General features: G+C 26.7%; 27 protein-coding genes and 1 pseudogene. 5 read left to right on the top strand and 23 right to left on the bottom strand.

The annotated features are described in order from the left end of the window. Window positions 1–202: 202 nt before the first annotated feature. The 4 genes from JWF52_RS00845 to JWF52_RS00860 all read right to left on the bottom strand — a co-directional run bounded on the left by JWF52_RS00845 (window position 203) and on the right by JWF52_RS00860 (window position 2,156). The gene (locus tag JWF52_RS00845; RefSeq protein WP_208331472.1) at window positions 203–946 is read right to left on the bottom strand and encodes a peptidoglycan recognition protein family protein; all 744 of its coding nucleotides are present in this window, start codon (window positions 944–946) and stop codon (window positions 203–205) included. A 226-nt stretch (window positions 947–1,172) separates the two neighbouring features. Next, entirely contained in the window at window positions 1,173–1,328 is a 156-nt protein-coding gene (locus JWF52_RS00850) for a hypothetical protein (protein WP_208331473.1), read from the bottom strand. Continuing rightward, complete coding sequence (locus tag JWF52_RS00855) at window positions 1,329–1,472, bottom strand: hypothetical protein (RefSeq protein ID WP_208331474.1); 144 nt, start codon at window positions 1,470–1,472, stop codon at window positions 1,329–1,331. It abuts the gene before it with no gap. A gap of 60 nt (window positions 1,473–1,532) precedes the next feature. Continuing rightward, on the bottom strand, window positions 1,533–2,156 hold the full coding sequence (locus JWF52_RS00860) for a DUF3862 domain-containing protein (RefSeq protein WP_208331475.1): 624 nt from the start codon (window positions 2,154–2,156) through the stop codon (window positions 1,533–1,535). Window positions 2,157–2,764: 608 nt separating this feature from the next. Here JWF52_RS00860 and glyA point away from each other — a divergent pair. Beyond that, a complete protein-coding gene (gene glyA, locus JWF52_RS00865; protein WP_208331476.1) occupies window positions 2,765–4,009 on the top strand; it encodes a serine hydroxymethyltransferase in 1,245 nt (414 codons plus the stop codon). Between the two features lie 475 nt (window positions 4,010–4,484). Here the strand turns inward: glyA and JWF52_RS00870 are convergent, their stop codons facing one another. The 5 genes from JWF52_RS00870 to JWF52_RS00890 form a co-directional block, all read right to left on the bottom strand. Next, window positions 4,485–5,357, bottom strand: a complete 873-nt coding sequence (locus tag JWF52_RS00870; RefSeq protein WP_208331477.1) for a MurR/RpiR family transcriptional regulator — start codon at window positions 5,355–5,357, stop codon at window positions 4,485–4,487. Between the two features lie 31 nt (window positions 5,358–5,388). Then, window positions 5,389–5,802, bottom strand: coding sequence for a 2-oxoacid:acceptor oxidoreductase family protein (locus JWF52_RS00875; RefSeq protein ID WP_208331526.1), 414 nt, complete (start codon window positions 5,800–5,802; stop codon window positions 5,389–5,391). Window positions 5,803–6,021: 219 nt separating this feature from the next. After that, window positions 6,022–6,603, bottom strand: a complete 582-nt coding sequence (mnmM, locus tag JWF52_RS00880; protein ID WP_208331478.1) for a tRNA 5-(aminomethyl)-2-thiouridylate-methyltransferase MnmM — start codon at window positions 6,601–6,603, stop codon at window positions 6,022–6,024. A 9-nt stretch (window positions 6,604–6,612) separates the two neighbouring features. Next, window positions 6,613–7,329: a pseudouridine synthase gene (locus JWF52_RS00885; protein ID WP_208331479.1), complete on the bottom strand. Its 717-nt coding sequence runs from the start codon at window positions 7,327–7,329 to the stop codon at window positions 6,613–6,615. Window positions 7,330–7,495: 166 nt separating this feature from the next. Next, window positions 7,496–7,867 carry a hypothetical protein gene (locus JWF52_RS00890; protein ID WP_208331480.1) on the bottom strand — a complete coding sequence of 124 codons (372 nt, stop codon included), beginning with the start codon at window positions 7,865–7,867 and terminating at the stop codon, window positions 7,496–7,498. 316 nt (window positions 7,868–8,183) lie between these two features. On the opposite strand from JWF52_RS00890, the gene JWF52_RS19115 reads away from it, so the two are divergent. Continuing rightward, the gene (locus JWF52_RS19115; protein ID WP_286183931.1) at window positions 8,184–8,378 is read left to right on the top strand and encodes a hypothetical protein; all 195 of its coding nucleotides are present in this window, start codon (window positions 8,184–8,186) and stop codon (window positions 8,376–8,378) included. Window positions 8,379–8,392: 14 nt separating this feature from the next. Next, window positions 8,393–9,277: pseudogene (locus JWF52_RS00895) on the top strand (AI-2E family transporter); the annotation flags it as partial. Between the two features lie 45 nt (window positions 9,278–9,322). Here JWF52_RS00895 and JWF52_RS00900 read toward each other — a convergent pair. The 5 genes from JWF52_RS00900 to JWF52_RS00920 all read right to left on the bottom strand — a co-directional run bounded on the left by JWF52_RS00900 (window position 9,323) and on the right by JWF52_RS00920 (window position 14,934). Then, entirely contained in the window at window positions 9,323–9,949 is a 627-nt protein-coding gene (locus JWF52_RS00900) for an outer membrane protein assembly factor BamD (protein WP_208331481.1), read from the bottom strand. A gap of 151 nt (window positions 9,950–10,100) precedes the next feature. Beyond that, window positions 10,101–11,342, bottom strand: coding sequence for a cation:proton antiporter (locus JWF52_RS00905; RefSeq protein ID WP_208331482.1), 1,242 nt, complete (start codon window positions 11,340–11,342; stop codon window positions 10,101–10,103). Window positions 11,343–11,473: 131 nt separating this feature from the next. Continuing rightward, window positions 11,474–12,082 carry a hypothetical protein gene (locus tag JWF52_RS00910; protein WP_208331483.1) on the bottom strand — a complete coding sequence of 203 codons (609 nt, stop codon included), beginning with the start codon at window positions 12,080–12,082 and terminating at the stop codon, window positions 11,474–11,476. A 126-nt stretch (window positions 12,083–12,208) separates the two neighbouring features. Continuing rightward, on the bottom strand, window positions 12,209–13,873 hold the full coding sequence (locus JWF52_RS00915; protein ID WP_208331484.1) for a hypothetical protein: 1,665 nt from the start codon (window positions 13,871–13,873) through the stop codon (window positions 12,209–12,211). Window positions 13,874–14,412: 539 nt separating this feature from the next. Further along, on the bottom strand, window positions 14,413–14,934 hold the full coding sequence (locus tag JWF52_RS00920) for a YdcF family protein (RefSeq protein ID WP_286183932.1): 522 nt from the start codon (window positions 14,932–14,934) through the stop codon (window positions 14,413–14,415). A gap of 617 nt (window positions 14,935–15,551) precedes the next feature. On the opposite strand from JWF52_RS00920, the gene JWF52_RS00925 reads away from it, so the two are divergent. Continuing rightward, window positions 15,552–16,898 (top strand): alanine/glycine:cation symporter family protein, encoded by a 1,347-nt coding sequence (locus JWF52_RS00925; protein ID WP_208331485.1) that lies wholly within the window; start codon window positions 15,552–15,554, stop codon window positions 16,896–16,898. Between the two features lie 190 nt (window positions 16,899–17,088). On the opposite strand, the gene JWF52_RS00930 is transcribed toward JWF52_RS00925, so the two are convergent. From JWF52_RS00930 to JWF52_RS00950, 5 genes are all read right to left on the bottom strand, one after another. After that, window positions 17,089–17,730 (bottom strand): peptidoglycan recognition protein family protein, encoded by a 642-nt coding sequence (locus JWF52_RS00930; RefSeq protein ID WP_208331486.1) that lies wholly within the window; start codon window positions 17,728–17,730, stop codon window positions 17,089–17,091. Window positions 17,731–17,898: 168 nt separating this feature from the next. Further along, window positions 17,899–18,546 (bottom strand): HD domain-containing protein, encoded by a 648-nt coding sequence (locus tag JWF52_RS00935; protein WP_208331487.1) that lies wholly within the window; start codon window positions 18,544–18,546, stop codon window positions 17,899–17,901. Window positions 18,547–18,692: 146 nt separating this feature from the next. After that, window positions 18,693–19,256: a hypothetical protein gene (locus tag JWF52_RS00940; protein ID WP_208331488.1), complete on the bottom strand. Its 564-nt coding sequence runs from the start codon at window positions 19,254–19,256 to the stop codon at window positions 18,693–18,695. 97 nt (window positions 19,257–19,353) lie between these two features. Further along, window positions 19,354–19,929 carry a TVP38/TMEM64 family protein gene (locus JWF52_RS00945; RefSeq protein ID WP_208331489.1) on the bottom strand — a complete coding sequence of 192 codons (576 nt, stop codon included), beginning with the start codon at window positions 19,927–19,929 and terminating at the stop codon, window positions 19,354–19,356. A gap of 35 nt (window positions 19,930–19,964) precedes the next feature. Next, window positions 19,965–20,618, bottom strand: coding sequence for a hypothetical protein (locus tag JWF52_RS00950; RefSeq protein WP_208331490.1), 654 nt, complete (start codon window positions 20,616–20,618; stop codon window positions 19,965–19,967). 326 nt (window positions 20,619–20,944) lie between these two features. On the opposite strand from JWF52_RS00950, the gene JWF52_RS00955 reads away from it, so the two are divergent. Further along, window positions 20,945–22,609, top strand: coding sequence for a glutamine--tRNA ligase/YqeY domain fusion protein (locus tag JWF52_RS00955; protein ID WP_208331491.1), 1,665 nt, complete (start codon window positions 20,945–20,947; stop codon window positions 22,607–22,609). Window positions 22,610–22,656: 47 nt separating this feature from the next. Here JWF52_RS00955 and JWF52_RS00960 read toward each other — a convergent pair whose 3' ends face one another. From JWF52_RS00960 to JWF52_RS00970, 4 genes are all read right to left on the bottom strand, one after another. Continuing rightward, window positions 22,657–23,550 (bottom strand): YegS/Rv2252/BmrU family lipid kinase, encoded by an 894-nt coding sequence (locus tag JWF52_RS00960; protein WP_208331492.1) that lies wholly within the window; start codon window positions 23,548–23,550, stop codon window positions 22,657–22,659. Window positions 23,551–23,662: 112 nt separating this feature from the next. Then, window positions 23,663–24,304 (bottom strand): lactate utilization protein, encoded by a 642-nt coding sequence (locus JWF52_RS00965; RefSeq protein WP_208331493.1) that lies wholly within the window; start codon window positions 24,302–24,304, stop codon window positions 23,663–23,665. A gap of 171 nt (window positions 24,305–24,475) precedes the next feature. After that, complete coding sequence (locus JWF52_RS19120; protein WP_286183933.1) at window positions 24,476–24,610, bottom strand: hypothetical protein; 135 nt, start codon at window positions 24,608–24,610, stop codon at window positions 24,476–24,478. Between the two features lie 188 nt (window positions 24,611–24,798). Continuing rightward, a complete protein-coding gene (locus JWF52_RS00970) occupies window positions 24,799–25,320 on the bottom strand; it encodes a GNAT family N-acetyltransferase (protein WP_208331494.1) in 522 nt (173 codons plus the stop codon). Window positions 25,321–25,413 lie beyond the last annotated feature (93 nt).

Consider the following 25,413-nt stretch of genomic DNA (forward strand, 5'->3'; position numbering starts at 1 on the left):
TGTAGGTTTGTAAAGTTTAAAACGCTGAATTTATATTTTTAAAAACTCTAATAATATTTTCATTAAAATTTGACCTAGGATTAAATATAAAAAGGTAGCCGTTGGGTGGCTACCTTCTATACGGTTTAGACCGAAAACTCCTAACATATCCTTGTTAGGTAGGGTTGATAATTAATCTCTTAATATAATTATTATAACATATTTATTTTTCTATAAATTCTAAGCATTTTCTAACTGTATCATATCTATCATTTCCAGCTATAGTTGTATACTTTTCCTCTGTTTTCATTTTTTCAAGTTCTATTTTTGCTGGACCACCTACAACAAATAGGTTATATCCTTCCCAAGGAATATGATCCTTTACATTTTTAACTATGCAATCTTCTTTACTCCAACTTAATATTTCTGCTGCAACTTTATCTATATCATTTCCATATAAAATACAATTCTTATATTTTTTAGTTTGCGTCATTGATTTTAACTCCTTATCTACTCTATTTATAAATTCTTGATGATTGGTTGTGCTTGGACAATTTTTACCACTCCAATATTTATGAGGCTTTAATTTATCTATACCTAGATTAAACTGTTTTAATAGTTGAGCGCATATTTTTACTGCATTCTCTTCTGCTTTCTTAAACTTAATATTATTAGCACCTAATTTATTGTAGCAAATTTCTACACTTATACTTTTTCTATTGCCTATACCATTACCATCTCCTGCATTCCAAGTATTTCTATCAAATGGAATGCCTTGTATAGCCTCTAAATCATCTACAGCAACATGAAAAGATACTTGATTATTATTATTTATCATATAGCTCACTTCATTTTTTGCAGGAGCATCGTTGTCTGTGTTATGAAAAGTTACATATTCTGGCTTCATTGTGTATGGGCACTTTATACTATATTTGTTAGGATTAACTAAATTTTGTTTTATTTCCATTAATACCACCTCCTAGTGTTATTAAATATGACTTATTTTTACAAATTGTTACATATTTTTCTAAATTTTATGAATTTTCTAATATTTTTTCTCCTTTTAATTCCACTCTATTTATATATCTTAATTCGGCATCTAACTTAGTATTAAGTATTTTACTTAAATAAACTCTCTTTCTATCTAAATCAACTTTGCTATCAGCTATTATATCTCCTGTTATTGGTAGTACTTATTTAACATTAAAGTTACGAGTACTAGAATTATTTACTGTACTATTAACTGTTTTGCTACTAGGAATAACTATAGATTTAGTTACTGATTGTGCTGCATTAATACTAGCCCAGATAGAATCGATAATGCTATTAATTGCATCTATCGATGGCACTTAAGTACTTCTGCTAATCTCCTCTCCTTTTACCATAGATAGTTCTTCTATTAACCTTCTAAATAAATCTTCATAGCATAATGGCTGAGCTTTCTTAGGGATTATACTATGAAGATTTAATATTAATCCCCTATTTTTTTGCATAAAAAAAGCATTCCTATTAACTGAATGCTTTATATCTATATTTGAATTTATTATATTTACTTATTTTAAGTTAAATTGAGCCTTCATTTGTAATTTATCATTAGTAAATGTAAAGTTTGCATTTGAGCCACCTTTATTTATATACGAATAAATTACAGATTTTATATTCGCCATTTTAGTCTCAGAAGATATTTCTCCTTCACCTAGAATATTTTTTACTTCCTCATAGCTCATACCCTCTTTTACCTTTTCATATTTTTCTAAAGTTATATCAGAGTCAGCCTTTTTTAATCCGACTTGAGCTTTTCCTGCAACAACACCATTTTGAATAGTTACATTCATGTTTGATATTCCATCCCCATTCCATGTATAAATAGCAGTTTTTATTCCACTAACTTCTGATGATGTTTGCTCCTCACCTTCTCCTATTAAAGCAATTACATCTTCATGTGACTGACCCATTTCGATTTTCATGAAATTATCATAATTTACTTTGTTTTTCTCTTTTTTACTATCTTCTACATTTTTGCTTTCTTCAATACTTTCTGTGTTACTAGCTTGATTTGAAGTTTCTGGATTTTCATCAGCTCCTGAACCTGCAAAACCTGCTATAATAATAACTGCAATAATCCAAAACCATGCTTTTTTATAAAATGGCTTCTTTATTTTTTCTTTTCTCCCCATTATTTTATCCCCCCAAGTAAGTATATTTCAATTAATATTTTACCATATATTATATCTTTTACAATAGCTTACTAATATCTTCACCTTTTAATAAAGCCTCTACAATGGCACTAACCTTTTCTTTTTCATTTTTACTTCCAGGCATCTCATGTTCTTTTTTCATTTTATTATAGAAATCCTTTTACTCTTTAGTCATCAAGTTGTCAGTTTCAACTGTAAATTTAGCAATTGTCAGTTAAATGACAGTCGATTTAGTATTTAGTGTATATCTCTGAAGTATAGTTATATACTCATCTGTAAAAATTAAATCAACTAATTTTCTATTATTTTAACCATATCATTAGGGTTATACGAATTATTTATTTTTATAAAATTTACACTCTTTTCTTTAATATGTCAACATATAAAACAAATAATTACTTATTACTTATTATATATAAATAAATTAAATTATTAATATATCTCTATATAATCTTTATTTGTTCGTCATGCACTAGTTAATTGATTGAAATTAATATTATATTTTACGACATTATTCGAAAATTTAGTTTTAATATAAAATAAACGGATATAAATATTAATATCTTTAGCAATGAAAGGGTGATTAGATGTTTGAAAATTTAAGAGATTCTGATAAAGAAATATATGAAAGTATGAAAAAAGAATTAGAAAGACAAGAAAGAAACATAGAATTAATAGCTTCAGAGAATATAGTTTCCGTTCCTGTTATGGAGGCTATGGGCAGTTATTTAACAAATAAATACGCTGAAGGTTATTCTGGTAAAAGATATTATGGTGGATGTGAACATATAGATGAAATAGAAACTATAGCAATAGAAAGACTTAAGAAATTATTTAATGCGGAGCATGCAAATGTACAACCACATTCTGGCGCGAACGCTAATATGGGAGTGTATTTTGCTATCTTAAATCCAGGAGATAAAGTCATGGGAATGAATTTATCTCAAGGAGGACACTTAACTCACGGATCTCCTGTAAATATATCAGGTAAATATTTTAATTTCTATGAGTATGGAGTTAATAAAAATGATGGATTAATCAATTACGATGAAGTAAGAAAATTAGCTCATCAAGTTAATCCTAAATTAATAGTTGCAGGAGCAAGTGCCTATTCTAGAGAAATAGATTTTAAGAAGTTTAAAGAAATAGCAGATGAAGTTGGAGCATTACTTATGGTAGATATGGCTCATATAGCTGGACTTGTTGCAACAGGACTTCATCAAAATCCATGCGAATTTGCGGATTTTGTTACATCAACAACGCATAAAACATTAAGAGGTCCACGTGGTGGGTTTATACTATGTAAAAAGGAATATGCTAATTTAATAGATAAATCAATATTTCCCGGGATACAAGGTGGCCCACTTGAGCATATAATAGCTTCAAAAGCTGTAGCTTTTAAAGAAGCTTTAAGTTATGAATTTAAAAATTATCAAAACCAAGTAGTTAAAAATGCTAAATCTTTATCGAATGAGTTAATAAATAGAAAATTTGATGTGATTAGTGGAGGAACTGATAATCATCTTATACTTATAGATTTAACTAATAAAAATATAACAGGGAAAGAAGCAGAAAAAATGCTAGATGAAGCTTATTTAACAGTTAACAAAAATACAATTCCATTTGATCCTAATGGACCATTTATAACTAGTGGTATAAGAATAGGAACTCCATCAGTTACTACTAGAGGAATGGATGAAAAAGATATGCTTATAATAGCAGAAGCTATAGACTTGTGTATAACTCAAAGAAATGTAAACCTAGCTAAGGATTTAGTTCTTAAATTAACTAAAAAATATCCTATATATAAAGAGCATAAATTAATGAAATAATAAAAAAAGGATAGCAAAACTTTAAAGTTTTGCTATCCTTTTATATATATTGACATAAATTTTATATGATTTTATTATCATTTTTATCTCCATTGTATTATCGGTTAGCTATCATTATTAATATATTCAAATAACTAAAATTACTTTAGAATAAAATCATTATAATATGAATCATTTCTATAAAAATGGTTATAATATATATAAGCTTTCAGGTTTAAAGCCATCTCCAATTGTCTTCCGCATCTAATTGTTCCAGCTAACATATTTGTTAGCTGGATTTAATCATTTTTGAAGAAATGGACAAAGAAACCATTAATGTTTTAAGCAATATGTTATTTAAATAATAAAAAGCAACTGTCAGTTAAACTGTCAGTTGCTACTTTATATTACATCATTTTAATTTCTACTAAATCTATTTAAGTATTAGCTAAATACTGCTGTCTTCTAGTAATTTCTATTCTATGATTAGACAATTCTACTCATAAACAGAATACCTTTCCCAAATTTTTTCTAAATCATCAAAGTATTCTTTTATATCTTCTTTTTCCTTCATTCCAACTGAAATTATAAGAGCATTAGCTACACTTAAAGCGGGAACTAATGAATCAACAAATGATGCCATATTACTTTTTACTAAAAGTGTATTGTCAGCAAGCGATGCTACTGGTGCAAATAAACTATCTGTTAAAGATATTATATGTGCTCCTTTTTCTTTTGCATAGTTTACTATTTGATAAGATTTTTTAGAATATCTTGGGAAACTTATGGCAAGTACTACATCTCCTTCTCCAACTCTTACTACCTGTTCAAATGCATCTCCCATATCCATTCTAATTATTTGAACATTATCAAGAATTATATTTAAATAAAACCCTAGGTACTGAGCAATTGCAAAGGACGTTCTCATACCTAATATATATATTTTTTTTGCTTTTAATAACTGTGTCGATGATTCTTCAAAAGCTTTTTTATCAATTTCTTCTAACGTAGTTCTTATATTATCTATGTCACTTTTTAATACTTTATTAAGTATGACTGAATCATCATTATATTCTTTAGCCATTTCGACTCTCTGTACTGTAGTTAATTTATTTTTTATAAGCTCTTGAAGTGCAGCTTGCAACTTTGGATACCCAGAGTAACCTAAAGTGTTTGCGAATCTTACAACTGTAGATTCACTAACCCCAACTGTTTCACCTAATTTACAGGCTGTCATAAATGCAACCTTGTCATAATTTGCTAATATATATTTAGCTATAAGTTTTTGCCCTTTACTAAATCTCGGATATTGAGATTGTATACTAGATATCAATTGCTTACTATCTTTTAAGCTTTTCGTATCGTCCATAAATTTCTCCTTTTATTAATATAACTATTTTTTAAAAGACTAATTCCTTTTTCAAAGCAGTTATATTTAGTTTTTCTGTTCCTTTTGGGACTCTTTTTATTATTGATTTTTTGATATTTTCTTTATCTATCTCTTTTATTATTCCACTAATTACCCCCAGTGCCACCATGCTAGCTGATATATTACTTCCAACGGCTTCTTTCGAAGACTCTATTACAGGAAATTTGTAAAATTTAGTATTGTCTCTATATTTTACCCCTATACTGCTATCAGCTATTATTATATCATCTTTATCTATATCTTTTAAGTACTCATTTAAAGATTTTTCTGTCAAACATACTAAAATATTCAGATTTATAATTTTAGGAAAGTTTATTTCTTCATTATTTATAATTACTTCTGATTTGATGAACCTAGCTCTTGCCTCTTGTCCATATGATTGAATTTAAATAACATTTAATTTAGATATAATTGCACCTTCAGCAAGTATTATATTAATCAATTATTATACTCATCCGTATATTCAGGTAAGATTGTATTTTTAAAAACACTTACATATATATTATTATCTATTTTTTATTATTTATTTTATCTTTATGATTTATATTAATAGCCTTATGTTTTAAAGTATTCATTCAAAAAAGCCATGCTTAAAGCATGGCTTTTAATACTCTTTTTTCTTTTCTATTAAAACTAATTGAGGAGGATTGTTTATTTGATTTATGAAACCACATTCTAATACATTGAATTCACTTTGGTCTAGGTATTTAACAAATTCATATACACTATTTTTTTCTTCCATTCCTCCAGGATGTCCTGTATAAATTGCAATACTTACTACTCCATGAGGTTTTAATAGGCTTAAGCTATGCTTAATAGCTTTTATTGTTGTATTTGGCTTTGTTATAATCATATGCTCGCACCTTGGTAAATATCCCAAATTGAATAAAACACATGAAACTTTCCCTTCAATATATTTGTCCATATTTTCATGGCCATCTAATATTAGTTTTACTCTATCTTGTAGGTTTTCTTTTACTAATTTCTTTTGTGTAGATTTAATTGCATCTTCTTGTATATCAAAACTATATACAAAACCATTCTCTCCAACTTTTTGTGCTAGATACTTTGTATCATATCCATTTCCCATAGTGGCATCTACTACAATATCTCCTTCTTTTATTACTTGTTCTAAATATAATTTATTTATATCTGTGACTTTAGTTAAATATTTAGCTTTTATCATAATACACCTCTATTTTATTACTTTTAAATAATCTATTTCTTCAGAAGTTAAGTGTCTATATTTTCCGATTTCAGTTCCTTTTAGAGTAATTTTACCCATAGCAGCTCTTTTTAGTCTTTGAACTGGGTGGCCTATTGATTTGCACATTTTTCTAACTTGTCTATTTCTTCCTTCATGTATTTTTATTTCACATATAGAATAATTTTTTTCTTCATTTTTATCTATTATTCTTATTTTTGCAGGAGCTGTTTTATAATCTTCTATATATAAACCTTCTTCAAACTGTTTCATTTTTTCACTTGAAGGTATACCTTTAACTCTTGCTATATAAGTCTTTGCAACTTCATGTTTTGGGTGAGTTAATTTGTAAGTTAAATCACCATCATTAGTAAGAATTAAAAGACCACTAGTTTCGTAATCAAGTCTTCCTATTGGATAAATTCTTTCTTTAATATCAGATACTAAATCTAATACACTCGGTCTATCAAATTGGTCTTTTACAGTTGTAATATAACCTTCTGGTTTGTTTAAAACTATATAAATATAATTTTCATTAATTCCAATTCTTTTATTATCTATTTCTACTAGGTCATTTTTTTCATCTATATTAAATGACAACTCCTCAACAACTTTACCATTAACTTTTACTCTTTTTTCAAGTATTATTTCTTCAGCTTTTCTTCTTGATGCAACACCACAAGATGCTATATATTTATTAATTCTCATAATTCCACCTTCTTCTATAAGTAATTTATTTTTATAAATTGATTTAACTTCTAACCTTTTTATTTTATATCTATCCAGAGTATCTGTAAACGATAATTTTATATAAATACACTAAATTTTCTTTACTAGCTAAATAAAAAAGAACTCTATAAAAGAGTCCTTTGTATTATTCTTCATTAAAAAATATAGTCATATCATAATTAGATATGTAATCTCCAATATCACATAAGTTACTATGTAAATGATGGTATGCTTTTGGATAGTTTTGATTTATATAAGCTTCACTCAATCCTTGCTTATAAATTTTATATAAATAATTTTCTTTAATATATTTATCTACAGAATCTTTGCTATAGTAAGAATACTCAGCTTTCAAAAATTTTCTTAATTCTCTAAGTATTTGCATGGCTTCTATTTTATTACCTTCTGAATATAATTTTATACCTTCATCAGCCTTTTTTGCATAGTATTTAGCACGTTGACTCATTTCTTCTTTTGTTATTGTTCTTTTATCAAATTCTAAAACTATATTCTCCATCTAAGCTTCCCTCCTCAAGATTTATAATACTATTTTTTTGAGGATTTTTTTAGTATTTACACAAAAAATTCACAAAAATTTCATTTTAGATTATATAGATTAATATTTTTTTATTTAGGCTTTGCTTTAATAATTTTTTAAAATTACTCTTTCAAAATAATAAAATATTTAATATATAAATTGGAAATAATATACTACATTACAACTGTAAATCATATAAATATTAACAATTACTTTACTTAATATTAGCAGATTTATTTGTTAATAGATTTTATATAATCATTTAGATTAATCAACATTATAAATAGGAGGTATTATGATTTCAAAAGAAAATATAAAATATTGTATATTCATAGCTTTTATATCAATTCTGATTTATAAAGCAATTGATGCTCCCATGAAATTTATTTCTGGAATTAGTGGTTTTATATCATTTTTCAGCCCTTTTTTACTAGGAATACTATTTTCATTGTTAATAAATCCTATGATGATGTTTTTTGAAAAAATCTAAAATCACATAGACTATTAAGTATACTCATATCATATATAATAGTTTTTCTTTTAATTATTATAGGTTTTAAGCTTATAATTCCATCTATAATTGATGCACTAAATACTTTAATACAGGAAATACCTAATTATATAACTATGTTAAATGATTTTTTAAATAGGCATATGTCTGAGACAAAGGTATTAGAAATGGCTATACCTCATATTCAAAATAATTTAAATGCTATACTTCAAAAGCTACTTGATATGTTTTCACGAATATCTTCAGATTTAATAGTTTATATATTTACTATAACATCTGTATTATTCAATATAGTAATGGGAGTAATTTTATCTATATATATGTTATATGATAAAGAGAAAATTGGAAGAGGATTAAAAAAAATCCTTTATGCTTCAGTACCTAAAGTAAGAGCTGATGAAACAGTAGAGTTTTTTAGAATATCTAATGATATTTTTTATAACTATATAATAGGAAAAATAATAGATTCTCTTATAATTGGTGTCCTTGCATTTATCGGATTTAAATTTATATTAAAAATTGAAAATGTTTTATTTTTATCTTTTATAATATTCTTAACTAATATAATACCTTATTTTGGGCCATTTATTGGTGCCGTACCTCCAATTCTTATGACTTTAGTGTACGATCCTGTAAAAGCTTTTTGGGTTTTTGTCTTCGTACTAGTACTTCAACAACTAGACGGGAATTTTATCGGTCCTAAAGTTATGGGTGATCAAATTGGACTCAGCGCTCTTTGGATAATTTCAGCAGTCTTAATTGGAGGATCATTATTTGGTCTTGTTGGAGTATTCTTAGGAGTTCCACTAGCTGCTGTTATAAAAATTTCAATAGATAAATATATTAATAAAAGAATTGATTTTAAAGATTCAAACTAATATATTTAGTACAATAAAAAAGTTATCTCAAATGAGATAACTTTTTTATTGTACTTGTGAGCTTTGTTGAGCATCTTGATTTTGTGGTGTTTCTTGAACTGAAGGCTTTTCTTGGACTACTGTTTCAGGTTTAGACTCTGGTTTACTTTCCTCAGGCTTAGATTCTGGCTTTTCTTCAGTTTTTTCTTCAGTAACTTCTTCTTTTTTAGGTTCTTCTCTTTTAATAGAGTTAAGCGCATCTCTTTCTACTCTACGCTTATCTTTCTTTGACGTTAATTTGGCATTTTCTTTTCTTTCTTCTTGTTCTTGTTTATATTGTCCATTTAACTTTTCAAGTTCTTTTTTTAAGTTCGAAGCTTCACTTTTTATAGTTGAAGAACCACCCTTTATTTTTTCTAAAAACTCAAGTTCTTTTATTGCTTTTTTATAATTACCTTGTTCTTTATATTTATCTGTATTTTCCATTCTCATAGCTTGCATATACATGGCTCTTGCATTTTCATCAGCACTATCAACTTCTAATGCTTGTGATAAGAATTCTCTTGCATCACTATATTTATGCTTTTCTAAAGCATTTTTTCCTTGTTCAACTAGATTATTTTCATCTTCACTTGAACATCCAGTTAAAAATATTGATAATAGTGCTACAAGTAAAATTATTTTTTGTTTCATCAAATCCCTCCTCATTATCTAATATAAATTTTATCATAATTATCCTTTTTATAGGAGAAAATATCAAAAATAGTATATAAAAAACACATTTTGTCTTTTTATATACTATTTTTTCTTAAACTTTAATATTAAATATTCGAGATATGATATTTTAATTTTCTTCCAATACATTTAATTTTTTAGCTACAATATTTGTAGTACTTGCTTGTAGTAGCAATGTTATTATTATTGTCATAAATACAGTTGCTGAAATAATTTCATAACCTGGAACTTTCATCGACACTATAATTCCTGATAAAGCTGCTGGTATTACTCCCGTTTCTCTAACCCACATCATAAATATTTTTTCATTTCTAGTCCAATTAGCTTCTTTATCAAATGCTGTACAAATTAAAACTACTAAAGGTCTTGCTATAAATATAAGTATTAATACTATTAAAATTGAGCCTAAGCCATATTTTAGTAAAGAGCTTACATCTAAATGTGTACCTAAAATTATAAATATAGACATTCTTGCAATAGTGGATATATTTTCTCTAAAATATACTCCTGATATATAATTTTCATCCGGTATCCATAACCCAAATCGTTTTTTATTTCCTGCTATAAGACCTGCAATAAAGACTGACATATATCCACTTCCACCAAATCTTTCTGATATCTCGTAGGCAAATATAACCATAATTACTGATATTATTGGAGCATAATCATTAAATATCCCATATTTTTTATCTGAAGATAAACCTATACCTATAAGTGCGACTCCTGTCCCTACTAATACACCAATTACTATCATAGATATTAATTGAAATGTTGTCTCTAATAAACTCATTTGTTTAGATAATGTTATACCTGTAAGAATAGAAGTAAATAGTATTGCTCCAAATGCATCATTAAACGCTGATTCACTTATTATTGTTTGTTTTAACTTATTTTTAATTGGGACTTGCTTAAAAACAGGAATTAAACTGGCTGGATCTGTTGATGCGATTGTCGCTCCTAAAAGAAAACTAACTTCTATTGGTAAATTCAATATATAATAAGAACTTAAGCCTATTATACCTGCACTTATAAACACACCTAATGATGCTAAAAGACCTACTGTTATTTTCACTTTATTTAATACTTTAAGTTTCACTTCTCTACCACCTTCATAAAGTATAAATGCAGACCCAAATGTTAAAATTATTTCATTTACTACAGGAAAAGATTCTATGTTAACTATATTAAAAAAGGTTGGTCCAAATGCTATTCCACAAATCAAAAATATAACTACATCTGGTAATTTTAATTTTTCACCTATCCATCCTCCTATTACACCAATTACAGATATAGATGCCATTATTAAAAGTAGTTCATTTGAACTTACTGCTGCTGTATTCATTTCTCCCATTTTTGAACCTCTTTTCTATTTTTAATATTTATTATTATGATTTGCATTTTTATAAAATTTAAATAGTAAATTTAAAAATATATAAGATTAAGAATAAAAAAATAAGCCTATTTAAAAATAGGCTTATTTTTTTATATATGTCTAAACAATTTATTTAAATTTAAATCTAAACACTCTATATTAAAGAGTTCTTTTTTTGGTAATATAGTTTCTATATTGGATGATGTAACTATTAAAACCTTTGGGGTTTCGAAAAACGGTATTGTAGAATTCATAATTTTCTCTTCTAAATTTTCATATTTAGATATATCCACTTCTCCATCTAAGTCTATATCTACAAGTATTTGTTTTTGTTCTCCATAATGGTTTATATATTCTATAAATAAATCATATTTTCTATTATCGACTGAAACATTTCTATAAAATCTTTTTAAATTGTATCCACCCATATCAATTTTAATAGCTAATTCACTTCCTATAACTGCTTTCAATAATTCTTCACCACTATACATTTTACTTCCGTTTAGATAATATATATAAGAGTTATCTCTATATCCTGGATAATTTATATTACATGGATATTTTCTAAGTGTATATTCATTGCACATTTTTCTCAATGTTTTTTTAAACGGCTTTCTTCCATATTTTCTCCTTGTCCCAAAAACTTTTCCAACTTGGTTTTCCGTCATACATCTAACCCTACTTATTAAAATTAATATCTCCTTCTCAATTCCTATCATTTTGTCTAGTCTCCTTGAAGTTATTTAGTGTATCAAGTCGTAATACTATTATATTAAGATATGATTATAAAATTTACATTTTTTACATAAAAAAATCGCATGTTGCATGCGATTTTTCTTTAATATCTATTGTGCTAATTTGTCTTCTGCATTTTTTTCATTTTGAGTATCTATATTACCAATATTTAGGTTATCAAATTCTATTATATCTACTAATCCTTTTTCACCTTTTTGGAAAGATATTTTTACTTTATCCCCAACATTAGTAAGTGGTATTTCTGTAGATATTTTAGATGTTGCATTAAATATAATATTTTCATTTGAATTTACTGTCATATAGTAATATGTATTTCCACTCTTAACATCCGGACTAATTCTTAAAACTGTGCCTTCTAAATCTTGTGTAGTTGTATCATCTTCAAGTTTTATGCTATTGCCTTTTGATGATAATGCTTCTCTATAGCTTCTAAGAGCTTCTTCTTTTGTTTCTCCTAGACCAAGTACACTAAAATCTTCAACAGATATAAACGCTACCATCTTAACAAGTCCTGCTTTATCTTTTAATGATGATACATATGTAGGAGTTCCTAATATATTATACATTACAGGGAATGTAGCCTCATAATTTTTCTCTTGAACTTTACCTTCTGCAGATCTCATAGCTGCTGTTTCTGTAGCTCCTGGTTGTTTATATAACTTAGCTTCTTTAGTTCGACTATCAACTAACATAAATCCTATCGTTGATTCATCTCCTCCTGAAGACGTTATGCCTGTATACCAGTATGCTCTATTATCATTTCCATAAATTAAAGAGGTTCCTTCTGTTGGAACTAAAACACCTTCTTCTGATATTACTGAATTTAAAAATCCTTTAATATATAATCCCCAGTCATTTATTTGGTTAACAACAAAGTCTTGTGGCTGTATTCTATCAATCCATTCTGGGGTATTTTTTATATTATATTTTTTTATTTCTCCTGTTTCAGCATCAACAGTTGCTACTCCTGTAGCATCAGAACCACCATATCCTACGCTATGTTCATATAGTGTTGTTACCCAATATGGTCTACCTTCATCATTTATTTCTAAAGTAAAGTCACTCATACCTATATTCATAAGACCATTTACATACATATGTCTATGTAAATCTTGAAGTAAATAAGCCTCTGGTTGATATACTATTTTTATAGGCTTTCCATCAATTTCTTGAACTAATCTAACATCCTGAGGGTTACTTGCAGATACCATTACGTATCCATTTGTACCATCTAATGATGTTATCCATTTAATTATATCCCTATGTACTAGCGGTGCTACCCAGTATAAATTTCCTTTTACACTTTGAATATGGAAAGTTCCAAGTTTTGAAACACTACCTATAGCAGGAACCTCTCCAAGCTTTTTATCCCCTAACTTCATAGCCATAGCTTCATCTACAAGACGTATATCCTTTACACTTACAGGACTTACATCTTCTGCAAACTTGCTTTCTTCAACTTTACCTATTAAATTTCTATATGCTTTTGCATGTAATATAGGAGATGATGTTATAAATGGAGCTACTATACTGTAAATTATTAGTACGATTGCTATTGTAAAATTATACTTAGCAATTTTAGATGTTTTCTCCCCTCTATCTAACATCATATCTAATACTCCTGCTACAGCAAAGAATATTATAAGTACCGAAAATAATGATATAAAATCTAGTCTAAGTACTGGCAATTTAACGAATGCGTAAATGGCTACAACTATTAACGCTATTCCATATGTTTGCAAAACTTTTTTCATTTAATACTCCTTTCAAAGTAAATAGTAATTAATACTATTATATCCATATTCTACAAAAAAATAAATATATATTTGCATGGTGTAGATGTTTAAACAATATAGCTTATTAATAATTTAAAATGTCATCTTTTGTCATAATCCACAGTTTTATCTTTATGTATCATAGCAAACTCTTGCATAATCTCCCATCTTTCTTTAATATGCATTAATACAATATAATCATTAACTTTAGATAAACATTATTTTTTATTTTATTTATGATTCAAGTTTTTGCATCAAAAAAGAAGATAGCTCAGTTGATTGAATATCTTCTTTTATGTATTGTTGATAGCTAATATCTTAATATGTTTATCTATAAAGTTTAAGCATCTTCTAATAGTATCAAACCTATTAGTTCCTATAACTAATTTATACTTTTCATCTGTTTTTATTCTATTTAACTCTATTTTATCAGGTCTAGCTAAAGTGAATGAATTAGTAGCTTCCTAAATGACATTATATTTTGGATTTTAAATAAATCTATATTTACTAAAAATAAATTATCTATCTAGAATAAAACTTTTAGCTAATGCTAATGATTCACGTGTATAGAATAGTGGAACTAAATATGATACAGTTTTACTCGAATATACATTGATATTATCATATCCATTTCTTTTAGCTAGCATATTGCTCCTTAAAGCATGAAAATCAGTTGTAACTATTTTTACAGTATTTTTATCTATATTTTTTCTACTATGTTCTTCAATTTTTTCTTTAGAATATTTAAAGTTTTCATATGTATTTGTTGATTTATCTTCTTTAATTATTTTGTCACTAGGCACTCCATTTTTTATTAAATATCTCTTCATCGCTTCAGATTCTGATATTGTTTCATCTAACCCTTGTCCCCCTGATACAACTACGTATGACTTACTACCTGATTCGTTTATATATTTTAAAGCAGCGTCTAATCTATGTTTTAAAGTCAGACTAACACGATCACCGTTATTTAAACCTGCCCCTAATATCATTATATAGTCTGTACTTTCCTCATTATTTTTCGGGTAACCAATTATCATAACCTCAGAAAATATGAATATAATAAATCCTACTGATACCAATATCACTAATATTTTATTTACTTTAATAAAATATTTATTTGATTTAAGTTTTATTTTTAAAAAGTGATATATAATTAATAATATACCTAAAATTCTAGCATTTCGCTAAATGCTATGATTCTATTACTAATTATATTAATCATTATGCAGTAAAAAAATATAGCTATCCCTATAATTAAATCTATGTACTTTCTCAAAATAATTTTAACCTCCCTGCAATTTCATGAATTTTACTACATTTTAATCATTAAAATATTATAATTCAAAAAGTTGATGAACTATATAATAAATAATTTTTATTCACTTCGATAATTTACCATAAATATGTATTTTTTTATAGAAAATGGATTGAAATTAGATCTAAATGGATTGAAACAATGATTTTCATACTGAAATCATTTTCCAAATTAAATAATATATAATTAACAATTATTATACCAAAAGGTACGTTACGTCATAGGTAATATATAATATAATTTTTAAAAAAGTTATATTATATACAAAAACAACATACATAAATAACATACATATTTTTACAACATAAAATAACATATAAATTTAAGGAGGTATTTTTTATGTTTGATATGTTCAAACAACTAATAGATTGGTTGTGGCTTTATCCGATTTTAATTATATTAGTCGGAGGTGGCATAACAATGTCATTCACATTAAATTTTTTCCAAATAACTAAGTTACCATTTATACTAAAAGAAACATTTGGAAAGATATTTAAAAAAGGTGATGGAAATGGAACAATAACTCCATTCCAAGCAGCAACATCTGCATTAGCATCTACAATAGGAGCTGCAAATATAGTTGGAGTTCCTCTAGCTATAGCTACGGGTGGACCTGGTGCAATATTTTGGATGTGGATCATAGCTATATTTGGTTGTGCTCTTAAGTATTCTGAGATTATATTGGGTATAAAGTATAGAGTCAAAAATAATGAGGGTGAGTATGTAGGTGGCCCTATGTATTACCTTAAAAATGGAGCAAAATTACCTTTGCTTGGATCATTATTTGCATTTTTCCTAATGCTTGAAATAGCTCCGTCAATAGCTACTCAATCAGCTTCAATTGTACAAACTGCATCAACTATAAATATAAACCCTATTGTAACAGGGATTACAGTTGTTCTTATAGTTGGATTAGTTGTATATGGAGGTATTAAAAGGATATCAAAAGTTACAGAGAAATTAGTACCTATTATGGCAGTTGCATATTTCTTAATAGCACTGATAGTTATATTAGCAAATTATAAAAGTATACCAAATACATTTGCTCTAATATTTAAAGGAGCATTTACTCCTACAGCAGCATTTGGTGGATTTGCAGGTTCTGTTTTAGCCTCAACAATAAGAGCTGGTGCTGCTAGAGGTGCTTATTCAAATGAAGCAGGTATGGGTACATCAACAATAGCTCACTCAGCGGCAGTCACTGATTTTCCTGCGAGACAGGCATTATGGGGGGTATTTGAAATTATAGTAGATACGTTTTGTATATGTACTATAACAGCATTTTTAGTTTTAACTACAGGGATATGGTCAACTGTTGGAGCTGACAAAGCAGCCGCTATGCCATCTATTGCAGTACAAAGTGTATTTGGAACTAAATTTGGTGGAGGATTTTTAACTATATGTATGTTGATGTTTGTTCTATCAACTCTAATAGTTGTAATTTTCTATGGGGAAAAACAAGCAGAATATCTATTTGGATTAAAGGCATCTAAAATAGCAAGAATTGTGTATCTATGTTTTATAATGATAGGAGCTTTATGCAAATTTGATAATATAGTAGTTTTATTAGATGCTACATTAGCGTGTGTTATAGCAACCAATATGATAGGAGTAATAAAACTTAGAAAAGAAGTTAAAGAAGAATCTAACAAATTTTTTGAAAGTCAAAACATTAAATCAAATTAGTTATACAAAATAATAAACAAGTTAACTCAGTTTAGAGATTAATCTTTACTATGAACTAGAGTGTATGAAAAATAAAGTGTGCATTCTTCCCAAAATACGATAATTAAATTAAGTTATTTGAAGGAAGGTTCACACTTTATTTTATAGTTCTTTTAACATAAAAATAACCTAGCAATTGAAATCATATTATTTATATAGAATTAGCTAAATTTTCTTTAAATTCATTCCACTCTTTGTTATTATTATCTATTAATCGTGCTGGGCATAATTTTCCTGATGCATCTTTATGCATAATTACTCTATCTACAGGTATATTGTATTTTTCCATTAATTCTTTTACTAAATATACACAATTCTCTTTTACCATTTCCCATCCTTCAGATCCTTTTTTGTCATTGACACATAATTCTATACCTATTGTTGTATGATTAGTTTTGTCTCCTAAGATGTTACCTCTATCCCCTACATGGTGTGCCGAATAATTATCTTGTAATGCATGTATTATTTTAGTTTTATCTACAATGTAATGTATAGAAACATGTCTATTATTATCTTGGAAGTATTTTCTATGACTATCAGCTCCTGCTTTTAGACTTTCGTTTGCAGTATCATGAATTACTATATACTTTTGACTATTATTAGCTTTGCTAAAATTTGTAGTATTAGTTATATAATCTTCATATACTGTTGTACCATTACCAAGAGTAATATTACCTAAAATTTTATTAGATGTTAAATTATCTAAGCTCCCTTCTAAATAAATATATTTATTAGAAAGTATTATAGCAACTAATAATCCAATTATTAATAATGCTTTACCTATTTTTTTCATTTAATAATATCTCCTTATATTGTAATATCAAGTCGTCACTTATATACAAATATTATCATACTTTTAAGAAATATCGCTTTTTTTGAATTATTAAATATCTTTTAATAAAAAAAAGTAATGATTTTAATCTTACTACTCTCTTGATTTATAATATATACCAATTATATACTATTTAAAATTCCACTCACTATAAAACTCATCTAAGAAGCTTTCCATAAATTCATGTCTTTTATTTGCAATTTCTTTAGCTGAATCTGTGTTCATTAAGTCTTTTAATTTTAATAACTTTTCATAAAAATGATTTATAGTATGATTTTCTTTATTCTTAACCTCATCTAGTGATGAAAATTTCATAGGATTAACTAAAGGATTGTATAATGGCCTATTTTTATAACCTCCATATGTAAAGGTTCTAGCTATTCCAATTGCCCCCATCGCATCTAATCTATCAGCATCTTGAACAACTTTTCCCTCTATGGTATTTTGAGTCGAGTCAACAACACCACCTTTATATGACATTGTTTTTATTATATTAGTTATTTTTTTAATATAGTCTTGTGAAACATCTAATCCTTTAAGAAATTCCTCTATTAGACTTGTAGATGTTTCGTTAGTATTTGAAAATTTCCAATCTTCTATATCATGAAGTAAAGAGCTTAGCTCTACTATAAAACTATCTGCACCTTCTTTATCAGCTAAAAATTTTGATAAATTATATACTCTCTCTATATGAAACCAATCATGTCCACTACCTTCATTATATAATTTTTCTTTTACAAATTCTTTTGTTTTTTCTATGATAAAATTTTGGTCCATTTTGCCTCCTATTTTACAAACCCATGATTTAAAATTATTTATTTAGTTTAGTTAATGAACAATATATAACAATTGTTAATTTAATTATAACATAATAGATAATTTACAAAAAATAAATACCTCTTCTAATTGTAAGAGGTATTTTTCTAAGCTTTTGCAATTTTTGACACATATGAATGTTCTCCTGTAGAGTATCTTGATAATAAACCTTCATATTCTAAATTTAAACTATCTAAGTCATAAAAATCATTTGGTCTTATTTCATACGAATTTTTATCACAAATATGTATTCCACTTTTTTGCAACATATCTGCTACAAAATGAGAACAGACATATTTATATTCTCTTTCTCTTGGCTTATTTATAGATAAATATACGAGTGCTCTAACATCATAATCATATTTTTTTCTATTTCTGCTTACTTCCATTATATTATCATATAACTTATTATATTGTGCGTCTGTTACATCTAATGAGTACACCCTACACATAGTATTTTTTCTAATAGCGTATAATCCTTGATTTATATTCTCTTCAACAAATCCTGCAAATAATGGCGTTTTAGGATTTAGCCTTCCAAATGAATACATCGGTGCTAAATCTTGATTTAAGGCTATTGATACGTGTGCGTATGGGGTTTTACTTATATTTCTTATAAGATATGATAAGAATGTTCCAGTATAAGTCGTTATTATATATATCTGCTTCATAACCTTCCCCCCTTAATATTTATAAACTTAAGTATAACTATAATAGTTTAACACAAAGAATTAAATATTTCAAATTTTATAATTATACTGGTTACTTTTATTTATCTTTTTCATATGTTTCATGTATTCTGTTGTTTACATTATTTCCAATAATCCATGATATAGCAATGCTTATTGAAAATACTATTATTTTAATTGGACTTGAGAAAAATGCTCCAACATCTTCTCCTACATAGCTTATTAGTAAAAACATAACAAATTTTCCAAATATCATTCCAGAAGCAAAACTCTTAAAATCTAACTGTACCAAGCCAGATGCTATGGTTATTAAAAAGTCTGGTATAAATGGACAAGAATACGATACAAATATACTGGTAAATCCTTGCTTTCTTATCCATGTTATTATTTCATTTACTTTCTTGTTGTGCTTATATTTTTTAAATATATTATGTTTTGAAAATTTGCTTGCTAAAAAATATAATAAGATAGATGCTAAACTAGATCCTACCCAAGATACAAAAAATCCTAGCCACATCCCTAGTATAAAAACATTGGCTACTACTATTGCTACTAGGGGAAGTACTGGAATAAATGTTTCTACACTAATTATAATAAATCCTGCTATTATCGCTAATACTTTGTAATCTGACAGTGAATATAATATTTGTTCCATCTATGCACCTACTTTAATATCATTTGTATATAAAATTACTGCTTAACATTAATATTGTATTTAGATATAAAATCAATAAGATTATTTGCTTGAATTTCTAAATCTATTAATATATCTTTTTCAGTTATTTCAACTTTATTAAGAGTCGTTGGATAAATATCATTTTTATCTATTATGATCGTATTATTTTTTACTTCAAAAGGTATCTTTTCTCTATATTTTTTCAAACCTTCTTTTAATATTTTATCACTTATATTTATTTTGCCTAGCTTTGCATCAGTAAGCACGATATTTAACTTATTTTCAACAACATCTGGGATTAAATTTACTTCTAATTGACTATCTATGAATCCTAAAACTTTATATGGATACATAATTTTAACTTTACTATTATTTATATCTACATTAGCATGTTTGAAATCTTCTACATTATATTCATTCATAATAGTATAAATTATATTTTGAAACTCATCACTTGATATAGATACTTTTCCTTTTAATCTAAGAGGATTCTTAACTAATTGAAACTCATCTATAGAAGCATTTTGTAACAAGTCTTGTTCAGTAATAATCTTATTATTAGTATTTTGCGTGACTCTTTCTTTTGGTATTAATAAGTAATATGTACCTCCTGTAATTATTATTAAAATAACCAATATAGATATCAGCATTTTTGAACCTTTTTTCATAATTTCTCCTCTCTTTATATATTAATAATATAGTGTGTTATATCCATATTATTAATATATAAGGTAAATATTATTAGTATATAATTATATTTCTTATATTTAATTATACAGTATATGTAAAAAATAGATTTTACTATTTTATTTTTATGGTCATAAAATATTTTAACTTTGATAATAATGATGAATATAAACATTTTATGTAAATTAGATTTAAATTAAAGCATTTATATCTTTATTTTTTTCCAATATTAGATTAAAATGAATATTATGGATTATAGTATCTTTATGTACTATATAAAAATTAATTAATTGAGAGGTATTATAATATGTCAAATGAAACTAATTCATCTAACTTTATAAAAAACATTATTATAAATGATTTAGAAACTAAAAAACATGATAGTATCATAACTCGTTTCCCACCGGAACCAAATGGATACTTACATATAGGACATGCAAAGAGTATTTGTCTTAACTTCGGTCTTGCTAATGAATTTAACGGAAAAGTTAATTTAAGATTCGATGATACAAACCCAGTTAAAGAAGATGTAGAATATGTAAATTCTATAAAAGAAGATGTTCAGTGGTTAGGCTTTGATTGGAATAACTTATATTTTGCATCTAACTACTTTGATGAAATGTATAAAAGATCATTACTTTTAATAAAAAAAGGAAAAGCTTACGTATGTGATTTAACTCCAGATGAAATGAGAGAATACCGTGGAACTTTAACTCAACCCGGAAAAGAAAGTCCATATAGAAATAGATCTGTAGAAGAAAACTTAGAGCTATTTGAAAAAATGAAAAATGGAGAATTTAAAGATGGCGAAAAAGTTTTAAGAGCTAAAATTGATATGTCGTCTCCAAACATTAACTTTAGAGATCCAATAATATATAGAATTTCTCACTCAACTCATCATAATACAGGTGATAAATGGTGTATATATCCAATGTATGCATTCGCTCATCCATTAGAAGATGCAATAGAAGGAATAACTCATTCTTTATGTTCTTTAGAATTTGAAGATCAAAGACCACTTTATGATTGGTTTGTTTCTGAATGTGAAATGGAATCTACTCCAAGACAAATAGAATTTGCTAGACTTAATCTTACAAATACTGTTATGAGTAAAAGAAAATTAAAGCAACTTGTTGATGAAGGTGTTACTGATGGATGGGATGACCCACGTATGCCTACAATAGCAGGTCTTAGACGTAGAGGATATACTTCTGAAGCTATACGTAAGTTCTGTGCTGAAATAGGTGTATCTAAAGCTGACTCAACTGTTGACAGCCAAATGTTAGATTTCTTTGTAAGAGAAGATTTACAATCTAAAGCACCTCTTGCAATGGGAGTAGTAAAACCATTAAAGTTAATTATAACAAACTATCCTGAAGGTCAAACTGAAATGATAGAGTTAGAAAATAACGCTAAAGATGAAACTATGGGAACTAGAACAGTTCCATTTGGTAGAGAGTTATACATAGAGCAAGATGACTTTATGGAAGAGCCTGTAAAGAAATACTTCAGGTTATTCCCAGGAAATGAAGTACGTTTAAAAGGAGCTTACTTTGTAAAATGTAACGATGTTATAAAAGATGAAAATGGGAATGTAGTTGAAATTCACTGTACTTACGACCCTGAAACTAAGAGTGGTTCAGGATTTACAGGTCGTAAGGTAAAAGCAACAATTCACTGGGTTGAAGCTAATAGTGCGGTTCCTTGTGAATTTAGATTATTCGAACCTTTAATACTAGATGATGCTCCTGAAAATGAAGGTAAGCACTTCTTAGAACAAATAAATCCAACTTCAATAGAAGTATTACAAGGATTTGCAGAATCAACTCAACTTGAAACTGCAAAGGCTTTTGATAAATTCCAATTTGTAAGAAATGGATTCTTCAGTGTAGATAACAAATATACTACTGATAAAAAGCTAGTATTTAATAGAGTCGTACCTTTAAAGAGTTCTTTTAAACCTGGCAAATAAAACTTAATTATCATTATAAATAAATAGAGAACAATAATTATTGTTCTCTATTCTTTAACAAATCCTAATATTTCTATGCCATCTTTAATACATTCAATATCAAGTGGAAAATCCGGCCCTTTTTCTCCATCTATATCTGTTATTAAGCCATCTTCACACTCAATAGTTAATTTTTTTGTTTTAAAATATAATAGCTCATTTTCATTTAAGTGATCTAAGTGCTCTCCTCTTAGAACGCTTATTAAAACTGGAATAGATTTTGGAATAGGCATACCTTTAAAAATTATAACATCTAAATATCCATCATCTATTTCTGCCTTATAAGCTAGATTTATATTTCCTGCTGTTTTTCCATTAAAAATTAGCATCAGATACATATCTCCATTATAGCTTAATTCCTCAGAATGTACTTTTATATTAAATTTTCTCAAGTAAAGTGCTTCTTCTATACCTTTTATATAGTATGATACTTTTCCTATGTAATTTTTTAAATCTTGATTTATTCTTTGAGACACATCAGTAAACATTCCTGCACTTGCCACATTTATAAAATATTTATCATTTATTTTACCTATATCTATTTTTTTAGGTTTGGATTTTATAATATTTTCTATAGCTTCTTTAATATTATTTGGAATTTTAAGCGCATTTGCAAAATCATTAGCTGTACCAGTTGGTAATATTCCTATAGGTAAATTTATATTACATTCTTTAATAGCATTTAATACCATATCTATAGTACCATCCCCACCGGCTAATAATAAATGGTCGTAAGTATCATCCATTTCATCAAATGCTTTACTTATAGGTTCTTCTATATTTAATCTATAGGGCATAAGTAGATAATTATTTTCTTGATATACTTTTATAATATCATCTAATTGATTATTAATCCTTTTCTCTCCTGAATTTGGGTTATATATTAGTTTTACTTTTTTCATTTTTCCTCCTTACGTTAATATAGCAAAGCATTTATATATTATATTAATATTATTTAAGTTTTATTTATTATAATATACAATGGCTAAATGCATACACAAGGACTCTTTGTTATTAATATCCAAAACTTTCATTTAGGAATATTACATGTATTCTATTAGCGGTTCTTTGCTTTTTTATAATAGCATATTCACAGCATATTCTCTCTGGACTTGAACAATCCATACAATGTCCAACTGTCTTACAAGGTGTTTTGGTACCTATCCTTTTTGCATTTGCTGGCGCACTGATTTCTTCATTTCTTCTTATAGCATCATCTATGTCTTTTACTATTTTATTTACTCCTGCTATTACTATCACTTTTTCTGGACCATAAAGCATTGCTGCTATTCTATTTCCATTTCCATCAACATTATAAAGTTCTCCATTTTCAGTAATTGCATTTGTACTAGTGAAATATGCATCTGCTGAGAATGTTTTTCTATACATTTCTTTTAAATCTTTAGCTGTAAGACCTTCTTCATATCTGTCTAAAAATTCATACTTTCCATCTCTTAAAAAATCTATGATTCCTGTTTCAAATAAACTCATAGATCCACCACATCCTATTAAATCCCCATCATTAAGTAATTCTTGTATTTTATCTAAAAGTTCGTCTTTGTTGTTAACTAAATATCCATTCATATTATTACGTTCTAAAGCTTTTATAGTTCTTTCTATCTTTTTTTCATTAACCCATACTACATTTTGATCCATAATATCTTTCCCTTCTAAAACAATTAATATTTAATAAATTTTGTATATACTTCCATTTTAACATACTTCTTTTACTGTATAGTTATATATTTTAATTTTAAATAAAAAAGCACTAGTATTAACTAGTGCTCTTTTGGGAGGTTAAATTAAAATAATTGTGAAGTTTTTTGACTATTTATTATCTAAGATAGTTCTAGTCGTATCTATATCTTTCGCCATACATCTTTGGCTGTTAATTCTCTCATTTACTAATAAGTAATTTGATATTCCTTTTAAAGTTTTTGCTATTTTTCTTAATACTATCATCTATTTTGCCTCTTTCCCTATTGATTATTTCTTCTTTATTTCCTATAAGTATATTGTATACAATGTACTGTATAAAGTCAACGACTAAATAATATTATTTTTTATGAAAATGTTTTTATTTTAAAATAATTATAATAATTAATACCACCTATATAATTTATATAAGTGGTATTAATTATTTTGTATTGTTATATATATTTTTCCATTCTTATATCACTTTGCCATTTTCCATTGTAATATACAAAATTTTCATTTTTTCCTATTTCTATATACCCCATTTTTTTATAAAAATTAATTGCTCTTTTGTTATATTCAAACACTCCTAATTCAATTCTTTGTTGATTAAGTTTTTTTGCTTTATTTTCTAAAAATTTCATTGCAATTTTTGATATTCCACTTCCATGATAACTAATGTCACCTATACATATTCCTATCCAACAAGATCTATTTATATTTTTTTTTAACATATTAAAATTAGTGTCTATGCTTATATACCCTACTTTTTTATCATCAACGGATATAATGTATATGTATTTATATGGATTATAAACTATACTATCTATTAAATCCTTTGATGTTATATCTTTTATTTCCCCTTCTATAAAATTAGGCCTAATTAAATACTTTATATCATATTGATTATCCCAATTTGCTATTAATTCAAAATCAGTAACATCTTTTTTATATAATCTTTTAAATTTACTTACCATATAATTACCCTTCCCATAAAAGTTACTTACTTAGCTTTATTTAAAATTGTATCACAAAAGCCTTTAGATTTTTACAATCTAAAGGCTTTTGTT

This window comes from Clostridium sp. CCUG 7971 (assembly GCF_017590215.1).
In the GTDB taxonomy this organism is placed as follows: domain Bacteria; phylum Bacillota; class Clostridia; order Peptostreptococcales; family Peptostreptococcaceae; genus Faecalimicrobium.

What these genes read in the sequence shown, in the direction of transcription:
- JWF52_RS00845 (WP_208331472.1), bottom strand. Translation starts at nt 946, where the DNA reads ATGGAAATAAAACAAAATTTAGTTAATCCTAACAAATATAGTATAAAG.
- JWF52_RS00855 (WP_208331474.1), bottom strand. Translation starts at nt 1,472, where the DNA reads ATGCAAAAAAATAGGGGATTAATATTAAATCTTCATAGTATAATCCCT.
- JWF52_RS00860 (WP_208331475.1), bottom strand. Translation starts at nt 2,156, where the DNA reads ATGGGGAGAAAAGAAAAAATAAAGAAGCCATTTTATAAAAAAGCATGG.
- glyA (WP_208331476.1), top strand. Translation starts at nt 2,765, where the DNA reads ATGTTTGAAAATTTAAGAGATTCTGATAAAGAAATATATGAAAGTATG.
- JWF52_RS00870 (WP_208331477.1), bottom strand. Translation starts at nt 5,357, where the DNA reads ATGGACGATACGAAAAGCTTAAAAGATAGTAAGCAATTGATATCTAGT.
- mnmM (WP_208331478.1), bottom strand. Translation starts at nt 6,603, where the DNA reads ATGATAAAAGCTAAATATTTAACTAAAGTCACAGATATAAATAAATTA.
- JWF52_RS00885 (WP_208331479.1), bottom strand. Translation starts at nt 7,329, where the DNA reads ATGAGAATTAATAAATATATAGCATCTTGTGGTGTTGCATCAAGAAGA.
- JWF52_RS00890 (WP_208331480.1), bottom strand. Translation starts at nt 7,867, where the DNA reads ATGGAGAATATAGTTTTAGAATTTGATAAAAGAACAATAACAAAAGAA.
- JWF52_RS19115 (WP_286183931.1), top strand. Translation starts at nt 8,184, where the DNA reads ATGATTTCAAAAGAAAATATAAAATATTGTATATTCATAGCTTTTATA.
- JWF52_RS00900 (WP_208331481.1), bottom strand. Translation starts at nt 9,949, where the DNA reads ATGAAACAAAAAATAATTTTACTTGTAGCACTATTATCAATATTTTTA.
- JWF52_RS00905 (WP_208331482.1), bottom strand. Translation starts at nt 11,342, where the DNA reads ATGGGAGAAATGAATACAGCAGCAGTAAGTTCAAATGAACTACTTTTA.
- JWF52_RS00910 (WP_208331483.1), bottom strand. Translation starts at nt 12,082, where the DNA reads ATGATAGGAATTGAGAAGGAGATATTAATTTTAATAAGTAGGGTTAGA.
- JWF52_RS00915 (WP_208331484.1), bottom strand. Translation starts at nt 13,873, where the DNA reads ATGAAAAAAGTTTTGCAAACATATGGAATAGCGTTAATAGTTGTAGCC.
- JWF52_RS00920 (WP_286183932.1), bottom strand. Translation starts at nt 14,934, where the DNA reads ATGATAATTGGTTACCCGAAAAATAATGAGGAAAGTACAGACTATATA.
- JWF52_RS00925 (WP_208331485.1), top strand. Translation starts at nt 15,552, where the DNA reads ATGTTTGATATGTTCAAACAACTAATAGATTGGTTGTGGCTTTATCCG.
- JWF52_RS00930 (WP_208331486.1), bottom strand. Translation starts at nt 17,730, where the DNA reads ATGAAAAAAATAGGTAAAGCATTATTAATAATTGGATTATTAGTTGCT.
- JWF52_RS00935 (WP_208331487.1), bottom strand. Translation starts at nt 18,546, where the DNA reads ATGGACCAAAATTTTATCATAGAAAAAACAAAAGAATTTGTAAAAGAA.
- JWF52_RS00940 (WP_208331488.1), bottom strand. Translation starts at nt 19,256, where the DNA reads ATGAAGCAGATATATATAATAACGACTTATACTGGAACATTCTTATCA.
- JWF52_RS00945 (WP_208331489.1), bottom strand. Translation starts at nt 19,929, where the DNA reads ATGGAACAAATATTATATTCACTGTCAGATTACAAAGTATTAGCGATA.
- JWF52_RS00950 (WP_208331490.1), bottom strand. Translation starts at nt 20,618, where the DNA reads ATGAAAAAAGGTTCAAAAATGCTGATATCTATATTGGTTATTTTAATA.
- JWF52_RS00955 (WP_208331491.1), top strand. Translation starts at nt 20,945, where the DNA reads ATGTCAAATGAAACTAATTCATCTAACTTTATAAAAAACATTATTATA.
- JWF52_RS00960 (WP_208331492.1), bottom strand. Translation starts at nt 23,550, where the DNA reads ATGAAAAAAGTAAAACTAATATATAACCCAAATTCAGGAGAGAAAAGG.
- JWF52_RS00965 (WP_208331493.1), bottom strand. Translation starts at nt 24,304, where the DNA reads ATGGATCAAAATGTAGTATGGGTTAATGAAAAAAAGATAGAAAGAACT.
- JWF52_RS19120 (WP_286183933.1), bottom strand. Translation starts at nt 24,610, where the DNA reads ATGATAGTATTAAGAAAAATAGCAAAAACTTTAAAAGGAATATCAAAT.
- JWF52_RS00970 (WP_208331494.1), bottom strand. Translation starts at nt 25,320, where the DNA reads ATGGTAAGTAAATTTAAAAGATTATATAAAAAAGATGTTACTGATTTT.